General features: G+C 60.3%; 15 protein-coding genes and 1 pseudogene. 9 read left to right on the top strand and 7 right to left on the bottom strand.

The window, feature by feature from the left end; all coding sequences use genetic code 11:
• Together BLS08_RS23005 and BLS08_RS23010 are read right to left on the bottom strand one after the other, a co-directional pair.
• Positions 1–238: pseudogene (locus tag BLS08_RS23005) on the bottom strand (IS21 family transposase); the annotation flags it as partial.
• 93 nt (positions 239–331) lie between these two features.
• A complete protein-coding gene (locus tag BLS08_RS23010) occupies positions 332–1,501 on the bottom strand; it encodes a tyrosine-type recombinase/integrase (protein ID WP_169886861.1) in 1,170 nt (389 codons plus the stop codon).
• Positions 1,502–1,959: 458 nt separating this feature from the next.
• Between BLS08_RS23010 and BLS08_RS23015 the strand changes: the two genes are divergently transcribed.
• The 7 genes from BLS08_RS23015 to egtD all read left to right on the top strand — a co-directional run bounded on the left by BLS08_RS23015 (position 1,960) and on the right by egtD (position 10,106).
• The gene (locus BLS08_RS23015) at positions 1,960–2,220 is read left to right on the top strand and encodes a helix-turn-helix transcriptional regulator (protein WP_017675732.1); all 261 of its coding nucleotides are present in this window, start codon (positions 1,960–1,962) and stop codon (positions 2,218–2,220) included.
• Positions 2,221–2,222: 2 nt separating this feature from the next.
• Positions 2,223–3,557 (top strand): type II toxin-antitoxin system HipA family toxin, encoded by a 1,335-nt coding sequence (locus BLS08_RS23020; protein ID WP_017675733.1) that lies wholly within the window; start codon positions 2,223–2,225, stop codon positions 3,555–3,557.
• 514 nt (positions 3,558–4,071) lie between these two features.
• Positions 4,072–4,842 (top strand): nuclease-related domain-containing protein, encoded by a 771-nt coding sequence (locus BLS08_RS23025; protein ID WP_017675734.1) that lies wholly within the window; start codon positions 4,072–4,074, stop codon positions 4,840–4,842.
• Positions 4,843–4,982: 140 nt separating this feature from the next.
• Positions 4,983–6,056 (top strand): nucleoid-associated protein, encoded by a 1,074-nt coding sequence (locus BLS08_RS23030; protein WP_017675735.1) that lies wholly within the window; start codon positions 4,983–4,985, stop codon positions 6,054–6,056.
• A 6-nt stretch (positions 6,057–6,062) separates the two neighbouring features.
• Complete coding sequence (locus tag BLS08_RS23035) at positions 6,063–7,508, top strand: hypothetical protein (RefSeq protein WP_017675736.1); 1,446 nt, start codon at positions 6,063–6,065, stop codon at positions 7,506–7,508.
• 352 nt (positions 7,509–7,860) lie between these two features.
• Entirely contained in the window at positions 7,861–9,141 is a 1,281-nt protein-coding gene (egtB, locus tag BLS08_RS23040) for an ergothioneine biosynthesis protein EgtB (protein ID WP_017675737.1), read from the top strand.
• A gap of 2 nt (positions 9,142–9,143) precedes the next feature.
• Entirely contained in the window at positions 9,144–10,106 is a 963-nt protein-coding gene (egtD, locus tag BLS08_RS23045) for an L-histidine N(alpha)-methyltransferase (RefSeq protein ID WP_017675738.1), read from the top strand.
• Between the two features lie 239 nt (positions 10,107–10,345).
• Here the strand turns inward: egtD and BLS08_RS23050 are convergent, their stop codons facing one another.
• Positions 10,346–10,504, bottom strand: coding sequence for a YqaE/Pmp3 family membrane protein (locus BLS08_RS23050; protein WP_003084988.1), 159 nt, complete (start codon positions 10,502–10,504; stop codon positions 10,346–10,348).
• A gap of 160 nt (positions 10,505–10,664) precedes the next feature.
• On the opposite strand from BLS08_RS23050, the gene BLS08_RS23055 reads away from it, so the two are divergent.
• A complete protein-coding gene (locus BLS08_RS23055) occupies positions 10,665–11,300 on the top strand; it encodes a LuxR C-terminal-related transcriptional regulator (protein WP_017675739.1) in 636 nt (211 codons plus the stop codon).
• A 3-nt stretch (positions 11,301–11,303) separates the two neighbouring features.
• Here the strand turns inward: BLS08_RS23055 and BLS08_RS23060 are convergent, their stop codons facing one another.
• On the bottom strand, positions 11,304–12,935 hold the full coding sequence (locus BLS08_RS23060; RefSeq protein ID WP_017675740.1) for a hybrid sensor histidine kinase/response regulator: 1,632 nt from the start codon (positions 12,933–12,935) through the stop codon (positions 11,304–11,306).
• A gap of 196 nt (positions 12,936–13,131) precedes the next feature.
• On the opposite strand from BLS08_RS23060, the gene BLS08_RS23065 reads away from it, so the two are divergent.
• The gene (locus tag BLS08_RS23065; RefSeq protein ID WP_017675741.1) at positions 13,132–13,500 is read left to right on the top strand and encodes a hypothetical protein; all 369 of its coding nucleotides are present in this window, start codon (positions 13,132–13,134) and stop codon (positions 13,498–13,500) included.
• A gap of 7 nt (positions 13,501–13,507) precedes the next feature.
• On the opposite strand, the gene BLS08_RS23070 is transcribed toward BLS08_RS23065, so the two are convergent.
• The 3 genes from BLS08_RS23070 to BLS08_RS23080 all read right to left on the bottom strand — a co-directional run bounded on the left by BLS08_RS23070 (position 13,508) and on the right by BLS08_RS23080 (position 16,453).
• Positions 13,508–14,608 carry a GGDEF domain-containing protein gene (locus BLS08_RS23070; RefSeq protein ID WP_017675742.1) on the bottom strand — a complete coding sequence of 367 codons (1,101 nt, stop codon included), beginning with the start codon at positions 14,606–14,608 and terminating at the stop codon, positions 13,508–13,510.
• An 83-nt stretch (positions 14,609–14,691) separates the two neighbouring features.
• Positions 14,692–15,987 carry a TRAP transporter large permease gene (locus tag BLS08_RS23075; RefSeq protein ID WP_017675743.1) on the bottom strand — a complete coding sequence of 432 codons (1,296 nt, stop codon included), beginning with the start codon at positions 15,985–15,987 and terminating at the stop codon, positions 14,692–14,694.
• Positions 15,977–16,453, bottom strand: coding sequence for a TRAP transporter small permease (locus BLS08_RS23080; protein WP_017675744.1), 477 nt, complete (start codon positions 16,451–16,453; stop codon positions 15,977–15,979). Before BLS08_RS23080 ends, BLS08_RS23075 begins: the two co-directional genes overlap by 11 nt.
• Between the last annotated feature and the right edge of the window lie 97 nt (positions 16,454–16,550).

Below are 16,550 nucleotides of genomic sequence, written 5' to 3' on the forward strand. Positions count from 1 at the left end.
GCGCCTTGGCACTGCGCCGCTGTTGCTTGGGCCGCAGCGAATCGGCTTTTAGCGCCTGCTCCAGCGTGGCGTGAAAAGGGCTGAGTTTGTTGAAGATCGCGCGGCGTTGGTAGACCGGCGGCTTGGCCTCAGGTGCTCTGACCCACTTGCGAATCGTGTTGCGCGCCAACCCGGTGCGCTTGGCTATCTCATGCAGCGACAGCTTGTCGCGGAAATACATCCGGCGAATTTTGCCCATCATTTCCATACTGATCACCCTGTGTTCTCCTGCTCAAAAATTGAGCAGAAGCAGTTGAACACCTGGGTCAGTTTTCAGTCGGCAGAACAGCCTCTACTGGGTCAGTTTTCGGTCAGCGGCAACAAAACTGGACGCGTGAATTGGCTTTTGTCCACCAACACTCCAAGGGTATACGGCCCCTGGAGGCTGCAGGGCACGAACCTGTTCGAGTACCTGCAAGGCCCTGCGGCTTAAGGGAACGAAGTGTGCACGTTTTTTACTGCCACGCCCTTTGCTATCGATGATCTTCAAATACTTCTTTTGAAAGTTGTAGCTGGTCCAGGGCTCACGAATAAACTGGAGGGGACGCTGCCCTGCAGTAGCAAAAGCAAAGTGAAAGACACGCGCCATAATCGCACCAACCGAATCGACCTTTGTAATGGTGTGCCAAAATTGCCTCAGCTCCTTATCAGTCAGAGCGCGCTCGCCAGGTTTTGACGTGTTCGGGACAGTCACTGGATCCGCAGGATTCATCTGAAGCCCATAGCTTTTAGTACTGCTTCGGTCGATATGATGCTCAGCTTTTAGACCAAAATTGAAAGCAGCAACGAGAAACGAACGAACCTTGCCTGCCTGACGTCTAGCTCCCCTGTCCCAGATTGGTTTCAGCAGAAGATTCACATGCTCCGGCCTGACATCCTTGGCCTTCATATTCATGATGTCGAGCCGTTCCTCTTGGCCTTCCTTGCTCACAGCTACAACTTTCTCGCCTTCCAGATCCTTAGACAGCACACGCTCGAACTCCTTGATCTGTGCAGCTGAAACATCATCACGGCGACGGTCTTCGATGTAATCCCGGAACAATTCGGACAAAGTGCCTTTTGAAGCCTCTATTGCAGCAAGTCGCTGCTGCTCATGCAGCTGGCGCTGGCGTTCTGCTTGCTCGACCTCTTCCTCGGCAGCACATCTGGCTAGGTAAGCCTTGATATCACCATGCTCTGCCGCGATCTTTGCGTAACGTACCGCTTGCTCGCGAAGTTCAGTAAGTGAGAGACCGGGGCTCTTGGGTGTTTTCTTGAAGACTCCTAGCTTGATCTTCTGGCCCCCGCCATCGCGGCGGCGGTAGTACCCTTCAACAGCTCCTGAAGCACGGCACTCGAACAGGATTGATCCACTACCTCGGCCTGGCAGTGAATCGGTGGCAGTCTGACCAGGCTTAAGCGCCTTCAGCTCCACATCTGTCAGAAATTTCCTACTACTCGCCTTGCCCGATGCCTCTGCCATTTCTGCGTACCGTTTTGCGTACCGTTTCTTAGGGCATGACCGGCCATACCCAGAACCAAGGGGAAACACCTAACCCCTTGAATTTAGGATAACGCGCTAAATCGGCTTTTTTCGGGAGACGCTGGGAAACGACCAGAAACGTGCTTTTTACCGCCTCATAATCCTTTGGTCCACGGTTCGAGTCCGTGTGGGCCCACCACCTTCAAAGCCGCGCACTGCGCGGCTTTCGTGTTTTTGCACATCTCGTATGTAATGCGCCTATAGCCACCCAGCCCCCCGGAAAAGCTACGCAGCTATTGCCCACAAGCCAAACTGTAGCCCAAGAGCCACAAAAAACGATTACCAAGCGAATTTTGTAGCCCAAAAGACACAAAAATGAATCAGACTGCTTGTATAGCTGTAGCCCACGAGCTACATTTTTCCGCATTACATGTATTTATGATGCCCAGGGGCTACAAATGACCTCTCTCTACGACGTTTCGGAAATGCTGAAACAGGCGCGCGGTGACGCGAAACTGAGCCAGGAAGCGCTGGCCAGTCGTGCTGGCGTCTCGCGCACCACCGTAGCCCGTATGGAAACCCTGGCCAAAGGCGATATGAGTGTCTCGGCGCTGGTTCGCCTGTTGGAAGCGGCAGGTTACGACCTGAAGCTGGTCAAGGCCGGACACCAACGCACGGTCGAAGACATCCTCGACGAGCAACGCTCAGGGAGTGCTTGAGCATGATCCTCGACGTCCACGTCAGCTCACGGCGGGTGGCCAAACTCTCTCGGGAGCGCGATGAATATGTGCTGAAGTACCTACCGGGCACAGCAGCGGAAGACTTTGTCAGCCTGACGATGCCGGTACGAGAAGAAGCTTGGCGCTGGCCGCGCGACCTCTTCCCGTTCTTCCGGCAAAACCTGCCCGAGGGGTATCTGCTGGGCGTTATCCGCGAAGAATTTGGCCCGCTGCTCGATGGTACCGACCTGTCCCTGCTGGGCGTGGTGGGCGGCACCGGCATCGGCAGAGTCTCGGTCACGCCAGAGGGTGTTGAGCCCGGCGTCGAAATGGCGCCGCTGGAGATAGAACAGCTGCTCAAAGCGGAAAACACCAGCGAACGGTTCGCCGCACTGGTGCGGCAATACGCTCGGGTCGCCGTATCGGGGGTCGTGCCAAAGTTCATTGCCACCGACGCCATCGACCCTCGTGAACCGCTGGGCAAGCCGACCCTGCGCACAGGCTTTCACATCATCAAGGGCTCTGACGAAACCACCCCTTTTCTGGGCTTCAACGAGTTCTACACTATGCGCGTACTGGAGCGACTGAACGTCGTGCCGGTCGCTGCCTGCCGCATGTCTGAAGACGGCAAGGTCCTGGTAGTAGATCGCTTCGACGTGGACGAACACGGCATCCCCCGTTATGGCGTTGAGGATGCCTGCGGGCTGCTGGGTTTGCCGCCCCATGAAAAGTACGCTCCCACCACCGAGCGGGTTTGGAATGCCACACGCGCCTACATCCCCGCTGACCGCCTGCAAGCGCAGCGCGAGCACCTGGGCTGGCATCTGCTCACCAACTACGTGGTACGCAATGCCGACTGCCACGCGAAGAACATCGCGCTGTTCTACTCCTCCCTATCTGACGTGGGCTTCACGCCGGTCTATGACCTGGTGACCACTCAGGCCTACCCGCGCTTTGCCAGCAACCCGCCAGGCCTGTCCGTGGGAGGCAGACAAACCTGGACACCGGGTCGATCCCTGGAAACCTTCTTCAAGTCCGTACTGGGCATTGGCCCGAGCAAATACGCGGCCATGCTCGAGCAACTCTGCGAGTCCGCCGTAGAGGTCGGCAAGGAAGTCATCGAAGCCGCAAAGAACGAGCCCGCCTGGCGCGACGTAGCCAAGCATATGGTGCATGCGTGGAACGAAGGCATGGAAACAGTCCGCAGCCCCAAAGCCGCCCCGCACTTTCGTGGCCTCGATAGCGCCATCGAAGACGCCGGCTTCTCCGGCCCGCGCAAACCTGAGCGCAGCAGAGAAGTGATTGGCCGCTCCGAATTGCTGGCGAAGAAGCGCTAACCAGCAAGCGACACGACAGTCCAACGAACATCAGGTGAGAAGACCGTGAGCCAGATAGTCCTTATTCGGCTCACCAAATGAGCCGAATAGGCGCGCTAATCGGCTCATGAACAAAAACTCCTGCCAAATGACCCGGCCTGGACCGGGCAGCTGTCTTGTCGGCCGCGCTCAGCCCTGCGCAATGCCCCCAAACCTGGCGTAACCGCCCAACGGCCATAGGACAATGGTCGCGATCCCCGAGAAGGGTGCCTCTAAAAACGTAGGCGAGGCAGTCAGCACAAGGCAAAAGCAGGCGAGGAACGGTCGGAGTCGCGGGCGACTGTACTTTTGTACATGAGCATTCCGAGCCTGCTTTTAACGCAGTGATGACAACGCAGGTAGTTTTTAGGGGCTCCCTTGAGCCATTGAGAGCAATAAGCCATCATCCAGATCAGTGCCAGGCAACTGGATTTCGGCACGCCTGCTCGCTCGTACAACGAGCGCCACTCAAGCGGCTTTGCTCACGGAAGAAAATATGGACGTCGGCCTTATTCTTCGCCCGCTTATAGACAGCCTGTTCTGGTTGATTCCAGCAGCCCTGCTGATCGGCCTGCTCAAATCGCCCTGGGCCAAGGGGCAGATCGGTGAACTGCTGGTACGCCTGTTCGCCCATTGGCAGCTGGACAAACAGACCTACCGCCGCCTGCACAACGTCACACTGAATACGCCAGACGGCACCACGCAGATCGACCACGTATTCCTCTCGCCTTACGGCATCTTCGTGCTGGAAACGAAGAACATGAGCGGCTGGATCTTCGGCAGCGAAAAGCAGGCGCAGTGGACGCAGAAGCTCTACAAACGCACCTTCAAATTCCAGAACCCGTTGCGCCAGAACTACAAACACCTCAAAGCCCTGGAAGCCACCCTTGGCGTCAGCCCAGAACACCTGCATTCGGTCATCACCTTCGTCGGCGGCAGCACCTTCAAGACCGAAGTGCCGGCCAACGTGACCCAAGGCATCGGCTTTATCCGCTATATCCAGTCATTCCAGCAGCAGGTATTCAGCGAGTCTGAAGTCGACGCCATGCTGCACACCCTGCATACCGGCCGCCGCGCGCCGACCCTCGCCACACATCGCGAGCATTTGCAGAACCTCAAACGCCGTAGCGATCCGACAGCCGAGCGGCAATGTCCGAAATGCGGTAGTGCGCTGCTGATTCGTACCATGAAATCAGGGGCGAAAGCGGGACAGCAGTTCTGGGGATGCTCGGGTTTTCCGAAGTGCAGGACGATGCAGAATCTTTGAGAGATAGAACATGGAGGCCATTGAGTCCCACGCGCAAGAACGAATCTATCCCCTGCTTTTAATACCTGTTTATTGCCTTCATCACCATGAGGGCAGGCAATTCCTCGAAGTACATTAGAAACCTCGAAAGGAGTAGCAACATGGCAGTACCACTGGATGGCGTGTTGAGTCAGGCCCAGCGCGAGAGTTTGGAAATTGTCAGCTTCATCTTCCACATCATCGACGCAGATGCTGGAGAGGATGAAGACGTTATTTTCCTCGACGAGGTGCAACTACAGGCCGCCCAAAAAAAGTTCTTTCTAGATCGGCTGCGTGATATCGCCGAAGGCACGCAATATGTGTTCAAGCAGGACGCCGTACACCTGAAAGAGAAGTGCCAACAGCTGGTTGAGGCGCCGGATAGATTCATCGAGCTTTCACGCCAGATCACCACAGATTTTTCCGGCCGCCACCAAGGGCAAATGTCGGCTGGCGTATTCATCGTATCCATTGTGAAGTACCTAGCGGCCGCACATGATTGGAGGCAGCTAGTTTTCCTAGTAAAAATGGACAAGCAACCCTCGTTTACTTACAGCTACGAGGAAAAGGATGGTCGAAGAGTCGCTGTTATCAATGAGGTTCAAAACTCTCTCAATGAGAGTAAGCACGCCATTCAAAAGAGCGCCTTGATAGATGTCTCTGACCAGTTTGCATGGGATGTACTAGCTTTTGACCGGGTGAAGAAACCGGGATTGGGTGACTACTTTAGAGCTTTCCTCGGGGTAACAGAGCGCCAGCAGGACGCCGTATTAACAAGGACAGCTCATGGCCAGGTACGGAAATGGGCGAAAAAGCTGGCCGCTGAACATCTACCACCCGGGGAGGATCTGAATACCTTTGCGGGAAGGTCGCTCAACTACCTCAATGACCATGACGTCTTTGATACAGACGATTACCTCAACGCTGTGGTACGTGACGAAGATGCTGATCGTAAAGCATTGCTTATGGGGTCTTTGCGGGAGGCTCTTGCCGAAGCTGGCGTCGCAGGGCAACAATTCCGCCCCCAGCCCGCTTCTTTGCGTACTAGAGAGCGAAAGCAGGTCTACCAAACGCTTGAGGGTGTCACTATTTCTTTTGAAGGGAGCGCCGAGGCGGTTGGTATGGCCATCGAGCAGCTAGGTAATGGTCGGGCCCGAGTTACCATTGAAACGAATCGGCTGGACGCCAAAGGTTGAGGAATCATGCCCGCTATAGCGGATCTACTTAAAGCGACCCTTGAATTGCGTGGCCATGCCACGCAATTCTTTGATGAGAGCTTTCGCCTAACGGTGGAGGGCGAGTCGCTGAGTGGGGCCGTGAAAGCAGCTCTTCAACAGATTGATTCGCTAGCCAGACAACTCAATATTGAGGCACCTATTGTCATGATCTCGGGTGCGGCAGTGGATACAGCCGAACTGGCATCGGACACTTTCGATGACGAGCCATGGAGGTTGGTCTTTGGCAAGTCTCCACTTGCTCAGAAAATGTGCGCCCGGGACGACGAAAATACGCTGTTGTTCTTCACGACTGACGGCTTCCTGGAATGGGTGGGGCGTCTTGATCCGTTCCAATACCCCGGTAAAAATGAGCCTGACCTCGCTCGCCCGACGACGATTCGAGTCAACGGACTGACCGCTGCATTTGGTGGACCGTTGCTTTGGGTATTACCACCGACGGAGCAGGTGTCGAGCATCCCGACCAACAAACTACCTGATCAGTCAGATGTCCATGGGTTGATCCACACCAATGCAGTGAAGCCTCTTCGGGTTTGCCCAAGCGCCTATGCACTGACCTGGGGAGATATCGGCAGCCCTACGGCTCAGCCTCTGGTTCGTTTGAGTGCATGCGCCCTAGCTGCGTGCCTAGTTCAAGAGCTTAAGCACACTGACGATGGCTATGACGCCACCCTTCGGGGTACCAAACGGCTTTCATTGCCGCTCTACGACAGCAGACAAGAGGTAAGTGCTGAGGCTCTTTCCCAGCTGGCAGAAGCCGTCTGCTGGGTCTATGAGGAGCGCCCCGAGACCCGCCTCAGACTTGTCATGGATCGACTGTCCATTGACATCGAGCATGGCCAAACGCTTTTAGCGGGAACAGAGAAATACCTTGCAGTAGCACTACAACAAGCCCGCGACAGCTACACCTTTGTGATTCTTGACCGTAAGGATGCCTATCACAAAGAGGTTCGCGAACTCATGAAGGACATGAAATCCCAAGCTGATCTCTACGCTTCCAAGGTCCGGGATCTGGTGAGCTCGCTTACCCGAGACATTCTCAGCGTTTTGGTTTTCATTGGGTTTTCATTCATAGGTAAGTTCGATCAGAGAAACATTCACGTTCTGCTAGAAAGCACCGAGCTGTCCCTGCTGGTTAAATTTCTGGCGGGCTACTTATTGCTTTCTTGCGTTCTTCAATTCATCTCGCATCTCCGAGATGCAAGCCTTGCTTATGAAGAGAGCAGAACCTGGCTTGATGTGCTACAGCATTACTCCTCTCGATCTGACAAGCAGGATCGATTCCTCACACCGATAGACAGGCGCCGAGTAACTCTTTTCGTCGCGATGGGAATTATTGGCGTGATCTACGCCATCCTGATTCTGGTTACTTGGAACCTCCCCTTTACAGTCGAGCTGCTGCTAGCCCAGTAGCAAGAGGTTAAAAGTCCCGCTCGCCACACACCACCCATCATGACGTCGTATTCGTTTCTGGCGCCCATTCACCAACTCAATCGAGCTCGCCAGTCATCGTTTCACGAACAATCGAGGACAGGCCACGTTTACCTCAGGCTGAAATGCGACTCCTGATGACAGATTCGCTAGCACAAAGCTGCACATGAATGGCTCAGCGCACACCTGATCGCTACCATCAGCATGAGATGTATAAAGTAGCCCTCCTCCCCCCTGCCACGTAACCGCCACATTCTCCCTGAACCTTTGCCCTTATTGCCCGGTCGGCTTTAAGTACCGTCGCGCTCCGCGGCGCCAGCAAAGGATGCGTGTTATGCGAGACCGCACCAGCAGGATCGCCGTTTCACCGCCGCACCTCGAACAGCTATGGCAGCGTTACCAGCGGGTGCGCGCTGCCAGTGAGCGGCTCTGTGAGCCGCTGGAGGCCGAGGATTATGTGATCCAGAGCATGGCAGACGTCAGCCCGCCGAAGTGGCATCTGGCGCATGTCACCTGGTTCTTCGAGGCCTTCGTACTGCAGCCCTTTCTGCCGGGCTATCGCCCGCTGGATGAGCGCTACGACCATCTGTTCAATTCCTATTACAAGACCCACGGCACGCCCTTCGAGCGGGCGCGGCGCGGGTTGTTGTCGCGGCCGACGGTAAGCGAGGTGTACGCCTATCGCAGCCATGTCGATCTGGCCATGGCGCAGTTGCTCCAGTCAGGCAGCGAACTTGCCGACGAGGTGCTGCAGCGGGTCGAGCTGGGGCTGGAGCACGAGCAGCAGCATCAGGAGCTGCTGCTGATGGATATCAAGCACATCCTGGCGCAGAACCCCTTGCGCCCGGTCTATCGTCACGACCTCAAGCCGGGTGGCGCTACTGCAGGCGAGTTGCGCTGGGTCGAATTTCCCGCCGGGCTGCGCCATGTCGGCCATACCGGCGAGGGCTTTGCCTTCGATTGCGAGCGGCCGCAACACCGGGTATTCGTCGAGGCCTTTCAGTTAGCCAGCCGACCGGTGAGCAATGGCGAGTACCTGGAGTTCATCCGCGATGGCGGTTATCGCAGCACGGCGTTGTGGCTGGCGGACGGTTGGGACCATATCCAGCGCGCAGGCTGGCAGGCGCCGCTGTACTGGCAACGCGAGGGCGACGACTGGCTGGAGCTGACCCTGGGCGGCCCGCGCGCGCTGGATCTGGATGCGCCGGTTTGCCACCTGAGCTACTTCGAGGCCGAGGCCTTCGCCACCTGGGCGCAGGCGCGTTTGCCACGCGAGGAAGAATGGGAAGTGGCCGCGCAGGACGAACCGCTATGGGGCAACTTCGTCAAAAACGATCACCTGCAGCCGGTGGCGGCGGGCGCGGGTGATGGCCTGCAGCAGCTCTATGGCGATGTCTGGGAATGGACGGCCAGCGCATACCGGCCCTACCCCGGCTTTCGGCCGCTGGGCGGCAGCCTGGGTGAGTACAACGGCAAGTTCATGTCCGGGCAGATGGTGCTGCGTGGCGGCAGCTGCGCCACGCCTGAAGACCACGTGCGCCCCACCTATCGCAATTTCTTCTACCCCACCATGCGCTGGCAGTTCTCCGGCCTGCGCCTGGCCAAGGAGCTCTGAGCATGGCATTGGCAATCCGTACCCACGAACAATCCCTGAGCCCGGAACAGGAAAGCCTGCGCGAAGAAGCGCTGCGCGGCTTCGCGGCCAGCCCGAAGACGATGTCACCGAAGTTCTTTTACGATCATCGCGGCTCGCATCTGTTCGAGCTGATCTGTCAGCAACCGGAGTACTACCCGACGCGTACCGAGGAAACCATTCTGCGCCTGGCGGCGCGCGATATCGCCGAGCTGGCCGGGCGCAACGCCAGCCTGGTGGAGCTGGGCAGCGGCGCCAGTCGCAAGATCCGCCTGCTGCTCGAAGCCCTGCGCCCGGCGCGTTACCTGGGCATCGATATCTCCCGCGAGTTTCTGCATAGCAGCACCCGTCGCCTGGCCGCCGACTATCGCTGGCTCGACGTGCACGCGCTGTGCGCCGACTTCAGCCAGCCCTTGAAGCTGCCCGCCGAGGCGCTTGGGCAACGGCCGTTGGCGTTCTTTCCCGGCTCCAGCATCGGCAATTTCGACCCGGATGAGGCCCGCGCCTTTCTGCGCAACCTGCATCAGGCACTGCCGGCAGGCAGTGGCTTGCTGATCGGCGTGGATCTGGTGAAAGACCGCCAGGTGCTGGAGCGCGCCTACAACGATGCGGCCGGAGTGACTGCACTGTTCAACCTCAACCTGCTCGAGCGCATCCGCAACGAGCTGCACAGCGATATCGACCCACGCCGCTTTCAGCATCGGGCCTTCTATAACGAAGCCGAGTCGCGCATCGAGATGCATCTGGTCAGCCGGCAGGCGCAGCGAGTACGCATCGAGGATCGCGTGTTCGACTTCGCCGCTGGCGAAACCCTGCACACGGAGAACTCCTACAAGTACACGCCCAGCGGTTTTCGTGATCTGGCGGGCGCATGCGGCTTCGCCTCGGTCGCCATGTGGCGCGACCCGGCGCAGCTGTTCAACGTGCATTTTTTGCGGCGGGAGTGAGGGACGGCGAAAAACCCACCGTAGCGTAGGGTGGGTTAGCGGCGCCGAATGCCGAGTATTCCAGACGCAGATGAAGGTGGTGCGCCGCGTAACCCACCAGACGATGGACCGCGTTGCGCCGATGGTGGGTTACGCCGCAGCCGACACTGCGAGTCGATCGGCAATGTCACAGGCGGCTAACCCACCCTACGCGAGCAGCGCTCGGCGCCGCTTGCCCAAACACATCAGCCAATAAGGCCTCAGCGTTTGGCGATGATGTACACCGCGTGGACGATGCCGGGGATGTAGCCGAGCAGGGTGAGCAGGATGTTCAGCCAGAAGGCGCCGCCAAAACCGACCTGGAGAAACACGCCCAGCGGCGGCAGCAGGATGGCGATGAGGATACGAATAAGGTCCATGCGGTACTCCTTTACATTCCATAACGGGGTACCTGAATAGACTCTGAGCAGCGCCTGGCAGTTCAGTCGCGGCGAGCAAGTCAGCGGCAATACTGAGAACCAGACGCTGGCGTCGCCAGGGATATGACTTTAGTCTGGCGCCAAGATGGAAGCGCCCCACATGCCTGAACAATCACAACAAGAACGCATCATCGTCGCCGACGACCACCCGGTTTTCCGCGATGGCCTGTGTCGTATCGCCCAGCGCGTCTTCCCTATGGCGTGCATTCTCGAAGCCGGTGACATGGATGAAGTGCTGAGCCTGGCGCAAGCCAGCACGGCGCCAAGCCTGTTCATGCTCGACCTGCTGTTCCCCGGCCAATCACCGCAAGCCATCAGCGCGTTGCGCCAGACCTTTGCGCGCAGTTCGATCGTGATCGTGTCGATGGTCGACAACCGCGAGTTGATCGATGAAGTGATGAGCGCAGGTGCGGACGGTTTCATCGGCAAGGCGACGCCGCCGGATGAAATCGCCGATGCCTTGCTGGCCGTGCGCGCCGGCGAGTTCGTCCTGACCCTGGGACCCGCCGGCGTGCCGGCCTTCGCCGAGGATCGTCATCTGCTGGAGCAACTGACGCCACGTCAGCAGGAGGTCTTGCGGCTGGTGGTGCGCGGCCTGTCGAACAAGGAAATCGCCCGCGAGCTGGCGATCTCGCCCTTTACCGTACGCATCCATGTGTCCTCGCTGCTGCGCACGCTGGACGTCAGCACCCGCGCCGCAGCCGCAGCCAAGGGGGCCAAAGCCGGGCTGGTGTGAGCATCACGCGGTCTTGAGCTTGAGCTTCAAGGCCACCAGCAGCGAACGCAGCTCGGCGGGCTGCACCGGTTTCGACAGGATCGGAATATCGCTGTCGCCCACCTGCTCCTGCACACGACGCACGTCGTGCCCGGTCATGATGATCGCCGGCACCTTGCGTCCACTGCTGCGCCGCACGTGCTGGATGCAGTCGGCCCCCGACGCTTCGGTGCCGAGGTCGAAGTCCGTCACCACCAGATCGAAATGCGCAGAGGCATCAGGCAGCGTGCTGAAGGTGGCGACTTCGCAGCCCCACTTCTGCAGCAAGGTGGCGGTGGCCAGCAGTACGTTCTGGTCATCCTCGATCAGGCACACGCGCAAGCCATCGAGCATGCGCGGCGTCTGCAGGCTGCTGCCCTTGGCTGAGGACATCGCGCGCGGCGCCTCGACGCGCTGCAGGCCGTCGATGACCGCCCGCGTGCCGCGAGCCTCCACGGAGTGAATGCTCACGCGCATGTCCATCAGCGCGCCCAGGCGCCTGACGATGGCCAGGCCCAGGCCCATTCCCTCGACGTCGCTGTCTCGCTCCTGGCGCACGCGATAGAACTCTTCGAAGACGCTGTCGAGATGGCCGGCGGCGATGCCGCGCCCCTTGTCGTAGATCTCGATGGCAACGCCTGGCCCGCGAGGGCGGCAGGCGATCAACAGCGGTTTGCCCGGCGCGTATTTCAAGGCATTGGACAGCAGGTTCTGCAGCATGGTGGTGAGCAGCACCGGGTCGGCCCGCACGTGCAGCGGCGGGCAACGCAGGCGCATCTCGACCCCGGCCCAGCGCGCCGCCTCGGCATTCTGCTGGATGAGTTGCTGCAGCAGGCTGCGCAGTTCCAGCGACTCCAGTTGCGGCACCACCTTGCCGCTGTCGAGCGAGTACATATCGAGAATGGTGCGGAACAGGCGTGCGACGCTGTGCAGTGATTTGTCGATGTTCTCCACCAGGCGCCGCTGCTCGGTACCCAGGCTGCTGTCGCGCAGGCAGGCGGTGAACAGGCTGATGGAATGAATGGGTTGACGCAGGTCGTGGCTGGCCTGGGCGAGAAACTGCGACTTGGCCCGGTTGGCAGCCTGCTCGGCCTCGGCCGCCTGGCGCGAACGCTTGAGCAGGGCATGCATGTAGGCCGGCGCCAGCAGGGTGGTGAGCAGCAGTGTGACGATCAGGTAGGGCTGCGATTGCCAGTGCGCCGACAGGCTGGCGGCCACGCTCAGCGACAGCAGCGCCATCAGGGTGGCCAGCAGCAGGTAGCCGGAACCGTAGCGCAAGCCATAACCGATGGTGACCCACAGCAGAATCGCATAGACCGGCAGCATGGCCGCGCCGCCAAGCGCCATGGTCACCGCGATACCGGCGTAGTCGGTGAGCATGGTGATCAGCCGGCGCCCGCGATAGTTGCCCGGACGCCGCCGGATATCGAACCAGATCAGCGTGGCGACGACACTGAAGACGCACTCCAGGAGGAAGATCTTCCATACCAGCGCCGGGTTGATCAGCGACAGATGGTAGAGGATCACGATGTAGCAGGCCGCGACCGACATGAAGATCATCCGCACCCCGGCCTGGGCGCGTTCGGTGTCATACGCGGCGGAGACAGTCCCGGACATGACGTTTCCCTGCTGATTACAGCTCATGTTGTGGTGTCGGCACCTTAGGCCGGAGCCTGCGACCGGCGCAAGGAACTGTTTGGCAGGCAAAGAGGCACTAGTACACCCGTACTATTTCGTGCGGCCCCACCCATTCCTAGAATCCGGGCAACGCCTCGGCACTGGGTCGGGGCCCGGTCATAGAAGGGAATGTCTGATGAACATCAAAGGAACCCTGGGCGTCCTCATGAGCGCCACCGTGCTGGCCTCGCTGAGCGGCTGCCTGGCGCAGAACACGCAAACTCAGGGGCTGCAGAATACCCAGCTGGCCAACGATCCATGTGCGCCGAGCGCGACCAGCAACCTGATCGCCACCGGACGCAGCTTGCTGGATATGGCCAATACCGTACTGGAGACGCAGCAGAGCTTCAATGGCAACACCGCGACCTATGCCAAGCGTATGGAAGTTGCGGAGAACGCGCAGAAGGTCAACCAGGGCCACAACGTGCTGAATAACGTCGAGAACCTGGCGGGTGCCGGCCAGCAGCCCTGCGTACCCGCCGCACCTGCCAACGCAGCACGCTAGCCGGCCCTCAAAGGCGCACGTCGAATTTGTCCAATAGCAGCTCGGTCGGTATGTCGGCGCTGACCAGCTGGTTGCGTCCGCGCTGCTTGCCGCTGTACAGGCGACGATCAGCGGCGCGGTAGAGCTCGGCGGCGCTGCGTCCGTCCACGGGCCAGGTGGCCAGGCCGAAGGTGGCGGACAGCGCGATCGGCTCACCGTCGTACTCAAGCGGCTGTTCGGCGATCTGCTTGCGCAGTTTTTCCACCAGCGGGTCGGCGCCGGTGCTGTCGGTATGACGTAGCAGCAGGCCGAACTCCTCCCCTCCCAGGCGACCGAGAAAGTCGGTCACGCGCAGGCGCTGCTGGAGGATCTGACAGATGTGCTGCAGCGCCATGTCGCCCGCCGCGTGCCCCCACTGGTCGTTGACCTGCTTGAAGTGGTCGACGTCGAGCAGCACCAGTACCAGATGCCCGTTGCTGCGTTCGGCCTCCTGAATGCTGCGTTGCAGGGCGTGCTGGAAGCTGCCGCGGCTGGCCACGCCGGTCAGTGAATCGGTCTGCGCCAGGCGCTGCAGCTCCTCGTAGGCCTGCATGCGCAAGCCATCGTAGATATGCACGAACACCAGGATCAGCACGCCACACAGGGCGGCATTGCCCAGGTCGATCAGGCCGTGTGTGTCCAGGGTCAGGTGATTGTCGGTGAAGTACAGCAAAAGCCCGGCGCACATGAACGGCGCGGTGAGCAGGAAGGCGCGCTGCTTACCCAGCAGCAGGTAGGCCAGCAGCGGGATCATGTACAGCCAGACGAACGCCGCCGCTGAGGCGTCCGGCATGACGATGATGTAGAGGATGAAGCAGAAGGTCGGGATCAGATACAGGTAGATCCACAGGTACAGATGGCGAGCGCGTTCGATGCGCCAGGCGCCGAACAGCAGCAAGGCGGTGCACAGCACTTCGAGGATGGCGAAGGGGTAGTTGCCGGCCAGGGCCTGCAGCACGGCGAAGCCGCCCAGGGTCAGGCCGGTGGCGAGCAGGATGGTGCGCATCAGCTTGCGTTTGCCCGACTCGCGCAGCCCTTCGCAGTGCCCTGCGCCTACATCCCTGTGATCGTTATAGTTGCCGTCACTCATCTTGGTGCCCAGCGCTGCCGCCCTCAGCGGTGCGCAGCCCCCCGCTGCGCACCATCTGGCAACTATAGACGGCCTGGCCTGTTTTACACCGCATAACCCAGCACGCGCGGCAGCCACAGGGCGATTTCCGGGAAGATCGCCACCAGCAGCAGGGCGCTGGACATCACCACGACGAACAGCGCCGCCCAGCCGACGGTCTGTTCCAGGCGTATCTTGGCCACTTCCGCCGTGACCATCAGGTTGATCGCCACCGGCGGGGTGAACTGGCCGATGGCGATGTTCATCGCCAGCAGGATGCCGAACCACACCGGGTTCCAGCCGAAGTGCTGCATCACCGGAATCAGGATCGGCATCAGGATCAGGTAGATGGAGATGGCATCGAGCAGCATGCCGGCCAGCAGCACCGCGAGCATCACCAGCGCCAGCAGCACCCAGCCGTTGTCCGACAGCGAGATCAGCCATTCGGCCAGATGGCGGAAGGTACCGAGCATGGTGCCGGCCCAGGCGAAGATGCCAGCCAGGGCGATGATCAGCATGACCACACCGGAGATCACCCCGGCTTCGCCACACAGACGCCAGAGGCTGCGCCAGTCCAGTTCGCGGGTGACGAACAGGCCGATCAGCACGCCGTAGGTCACGCCGACCACGGCGGCTTCAGTGGGCGTGAACAGGCCGCTGCGCAGGCCGCCGAGAATCAGCACCGGGGCGAACAGCGCTGGCAGCGCCTGCTTGAAGCTTTCCCCGAGCGGTGGCCGCTCACTTGATTCCGGCGACTCCCAGCCGTAGTGACGCGACAGCAGCCAGGCCGGTACCAGCAGCACCAGGCCGACCAGAATGCCGGGGAACAGGCCGGCGGCGAACAGCGCACGCAGGTCCACGCCCGGCACCACGATGGAGTAGAGAATCAGCGCGATGGACGGCGGAATCAGGATCGCCGTCGAGGCCGAGGCGGCGATCAGCGTAGCCGAGAAGGGTTTGGGATACCCCGCCTTGGTCATGCTCGGCAGCATCACCATGGCCACGGCGGCGGCATCGGCCGGGCCAGAGCCACTCATGCCGCCCATGATCAGGCACACCAGCACCGCGACCATGGCCAGGCCGCCATGACGCGGGCCGATCACCGCCTGGGCGAAGCGCACCAGCCGCAGCGCCACACCGGCCTTCTCGAACACCAGGCCGGTGAGGATGAACAGCGGAATGGCGATCAGCGGGTACTTGGCCACGCCGTTGTAGGTGTTGGTGCCGAGGGTCGCGAGCATGTCCGGCGACAGCCCGGCGATGATGCCGATGGCGCCGGAGAGGCCGAGGGCGAAGGCCACCGGCACACCGAGCGCCAGCAGCACGGCGAAACTGAGGATCAGCCAGAGATCAGGGCTCATCACTGATTCTCCCGCGCAGGCGATCGACGGTCATCTGAGTTAGGCGCACGAACAGCAGCAGCGCCAGGACCGGCAGCCAGATCACGTACCACCAGTTGGGCAGGCCGAGGCCGGGCGACTCGGAATCCCACTGGAATTCCTCCCAGGCGAACTGGCCGCCATACCAGCACACCAGCCCCAGCACCAAAACGCCGGCCAGCCACTGCAACAGGATCAGCGGCGTGCGCAGGCGCGGGAACAGGCGCTCGAGCAGGCCGATACGAATGTGCCGGTTGCTGCGCATGGCCACCGAAGCACCGGCGAAGGTGAGGATGACCAGCAGGAACACCGAGATTTCCTCGGTGAAGGCAAAGGATGCATCGGTGAAATAACGCACCACGACGTTGGCCAGGCTGATCAGGCTGATGATCACCAGGGCCAGGGTGGCGAGCACGCGCTCCAGCGGCGCGTCGACTTGCTTGCTCATAAGAACCTCGAACGACCGGAGCAAGGCGCGCCAGTGGTAACACCCCTGCCCTCTCCCCCGGGCCCTCTCCCGCATGCGGGAGAGGGGAGCAGAGCGG

It is taken from the genome of Ectopseudomonas chengduensis, from assembly GCF_900102635.1.
Lineage (GTDB): Bacteria > Pseudomonadota > Gammaproteobacteria > Pseudomonadales > Pseudomonadaceae > Aquipseudomonas > Aquipseudomonas chengduensis.

Excerpts from the sequence above, each read along its gene's own strand:
- BLS08_RS23010 (WP_169886861.1), bottom strand. The coding sequence starts at position 1,501 with ATGGCAGAGGCATCGGGCAAGGCGAGTAGTAGGAAATTTCTGACAGAT.
- BLS08_RS23015 (WP_017675732.1), top strand. The coding sequence starts at position 1,960 with ATGACCTCTCTCTACGACGTTTCGGAAATGCTGAAACAGGCGCGCGGT.
- BLS08_RS23020 (WP_017675733.1), top strand. The coding sequence starts at position 2,223 with ATGATCCTCGACGTCCACGTCAGCTCACGGCGGGTGGCCAAACTCTCT.
- BLS08_RS23025 (WP_017675734.1), top strand. The coding sequence starts at position 4,072 with ATGGACGTCGGCCTTATTCTTCGCCCGCTTATAGACAGCCTGTTCTGG.
- BLS08_RS23030 (WP_017675735.1), top strand. The coding sequence starts at position 4,983 with ATGGCAGTACCACTGGATGGCGTGTTGAGTCAGGCCCAGCGCGAGAGT.
- BLS08_RS23035 (WP_017675736.1), top strand. The coding sequence starts at position 6,063 with ATGCCCGCTATAGCGGATCTACTTAAAGCGACCCTTGAATTGCGTGGC.
- egtB (WP_017675737.1), top strand. The coding sequence starts at position 7,861 with ATGCGAGACCGCACCAGCAGGATCGCCGTTTCACCGCCGCACCTCGAA.
- egtD (WP_017675738.1), top strand. The coding sequence starts at position 9,144 with ATGGCATTGGCAATCCGTACCCACGAACAATCCCTGAGCCCGGAACAG.
- BLS08_RS23050 (WP_003084988.1), bottom strand. The coding sequence starts at position 10,504 with ATGGACCTTATTCGTATCCTCATCGCCATCCTGCTGCCGCCGCTGGGC.
- BLS08_RS23055 (WP_017675739.1), top strand. The coding sequence starts at position 10,665 with ATGCCTGAACAATCACAACAAGAACGCATCATCGTCGCCGACGACCAC.
- BLS08_RS23060 (WP_017675740.1), bottom strand. The coding sequence starts at position 12,935 with ATGTCCGGGACTGTCTCCGCCGCGTATGACACCGAACGCGCCCAGGCC.
- BLS08_RS23065 (WP_017675741.1), top strand. The coding sequence starts at position 13,132 with ATGAACATCAAAGGAACCCTGGGCGTCCTCATGAGCGCCACCGTGCTG.
- BLS08_RS23070 (WP_017675742.1), bottom strand. The coding sequence starts at position 14,608 with ATGAGTGACGGCAACTATAACGATCACAGGGATGTAGGCGCAGGGCAC.
- BLS08_RS23075 (WP_017675743.1), bottom strand. The coding sequence starts at position 15,987 with ATGAGCCCTGATCTCTGGCTGATCCTCAGTTTCGCCGTGCTGCTGGCG.
- BLS08_RS23080 (WP_017675744.1), bottom strand. The coding sequence starts at position 16,453 with ATGAGCAAGCAAGTCGACGCGCCGCTGGAGCGCGTGCTCGCCACCCTG.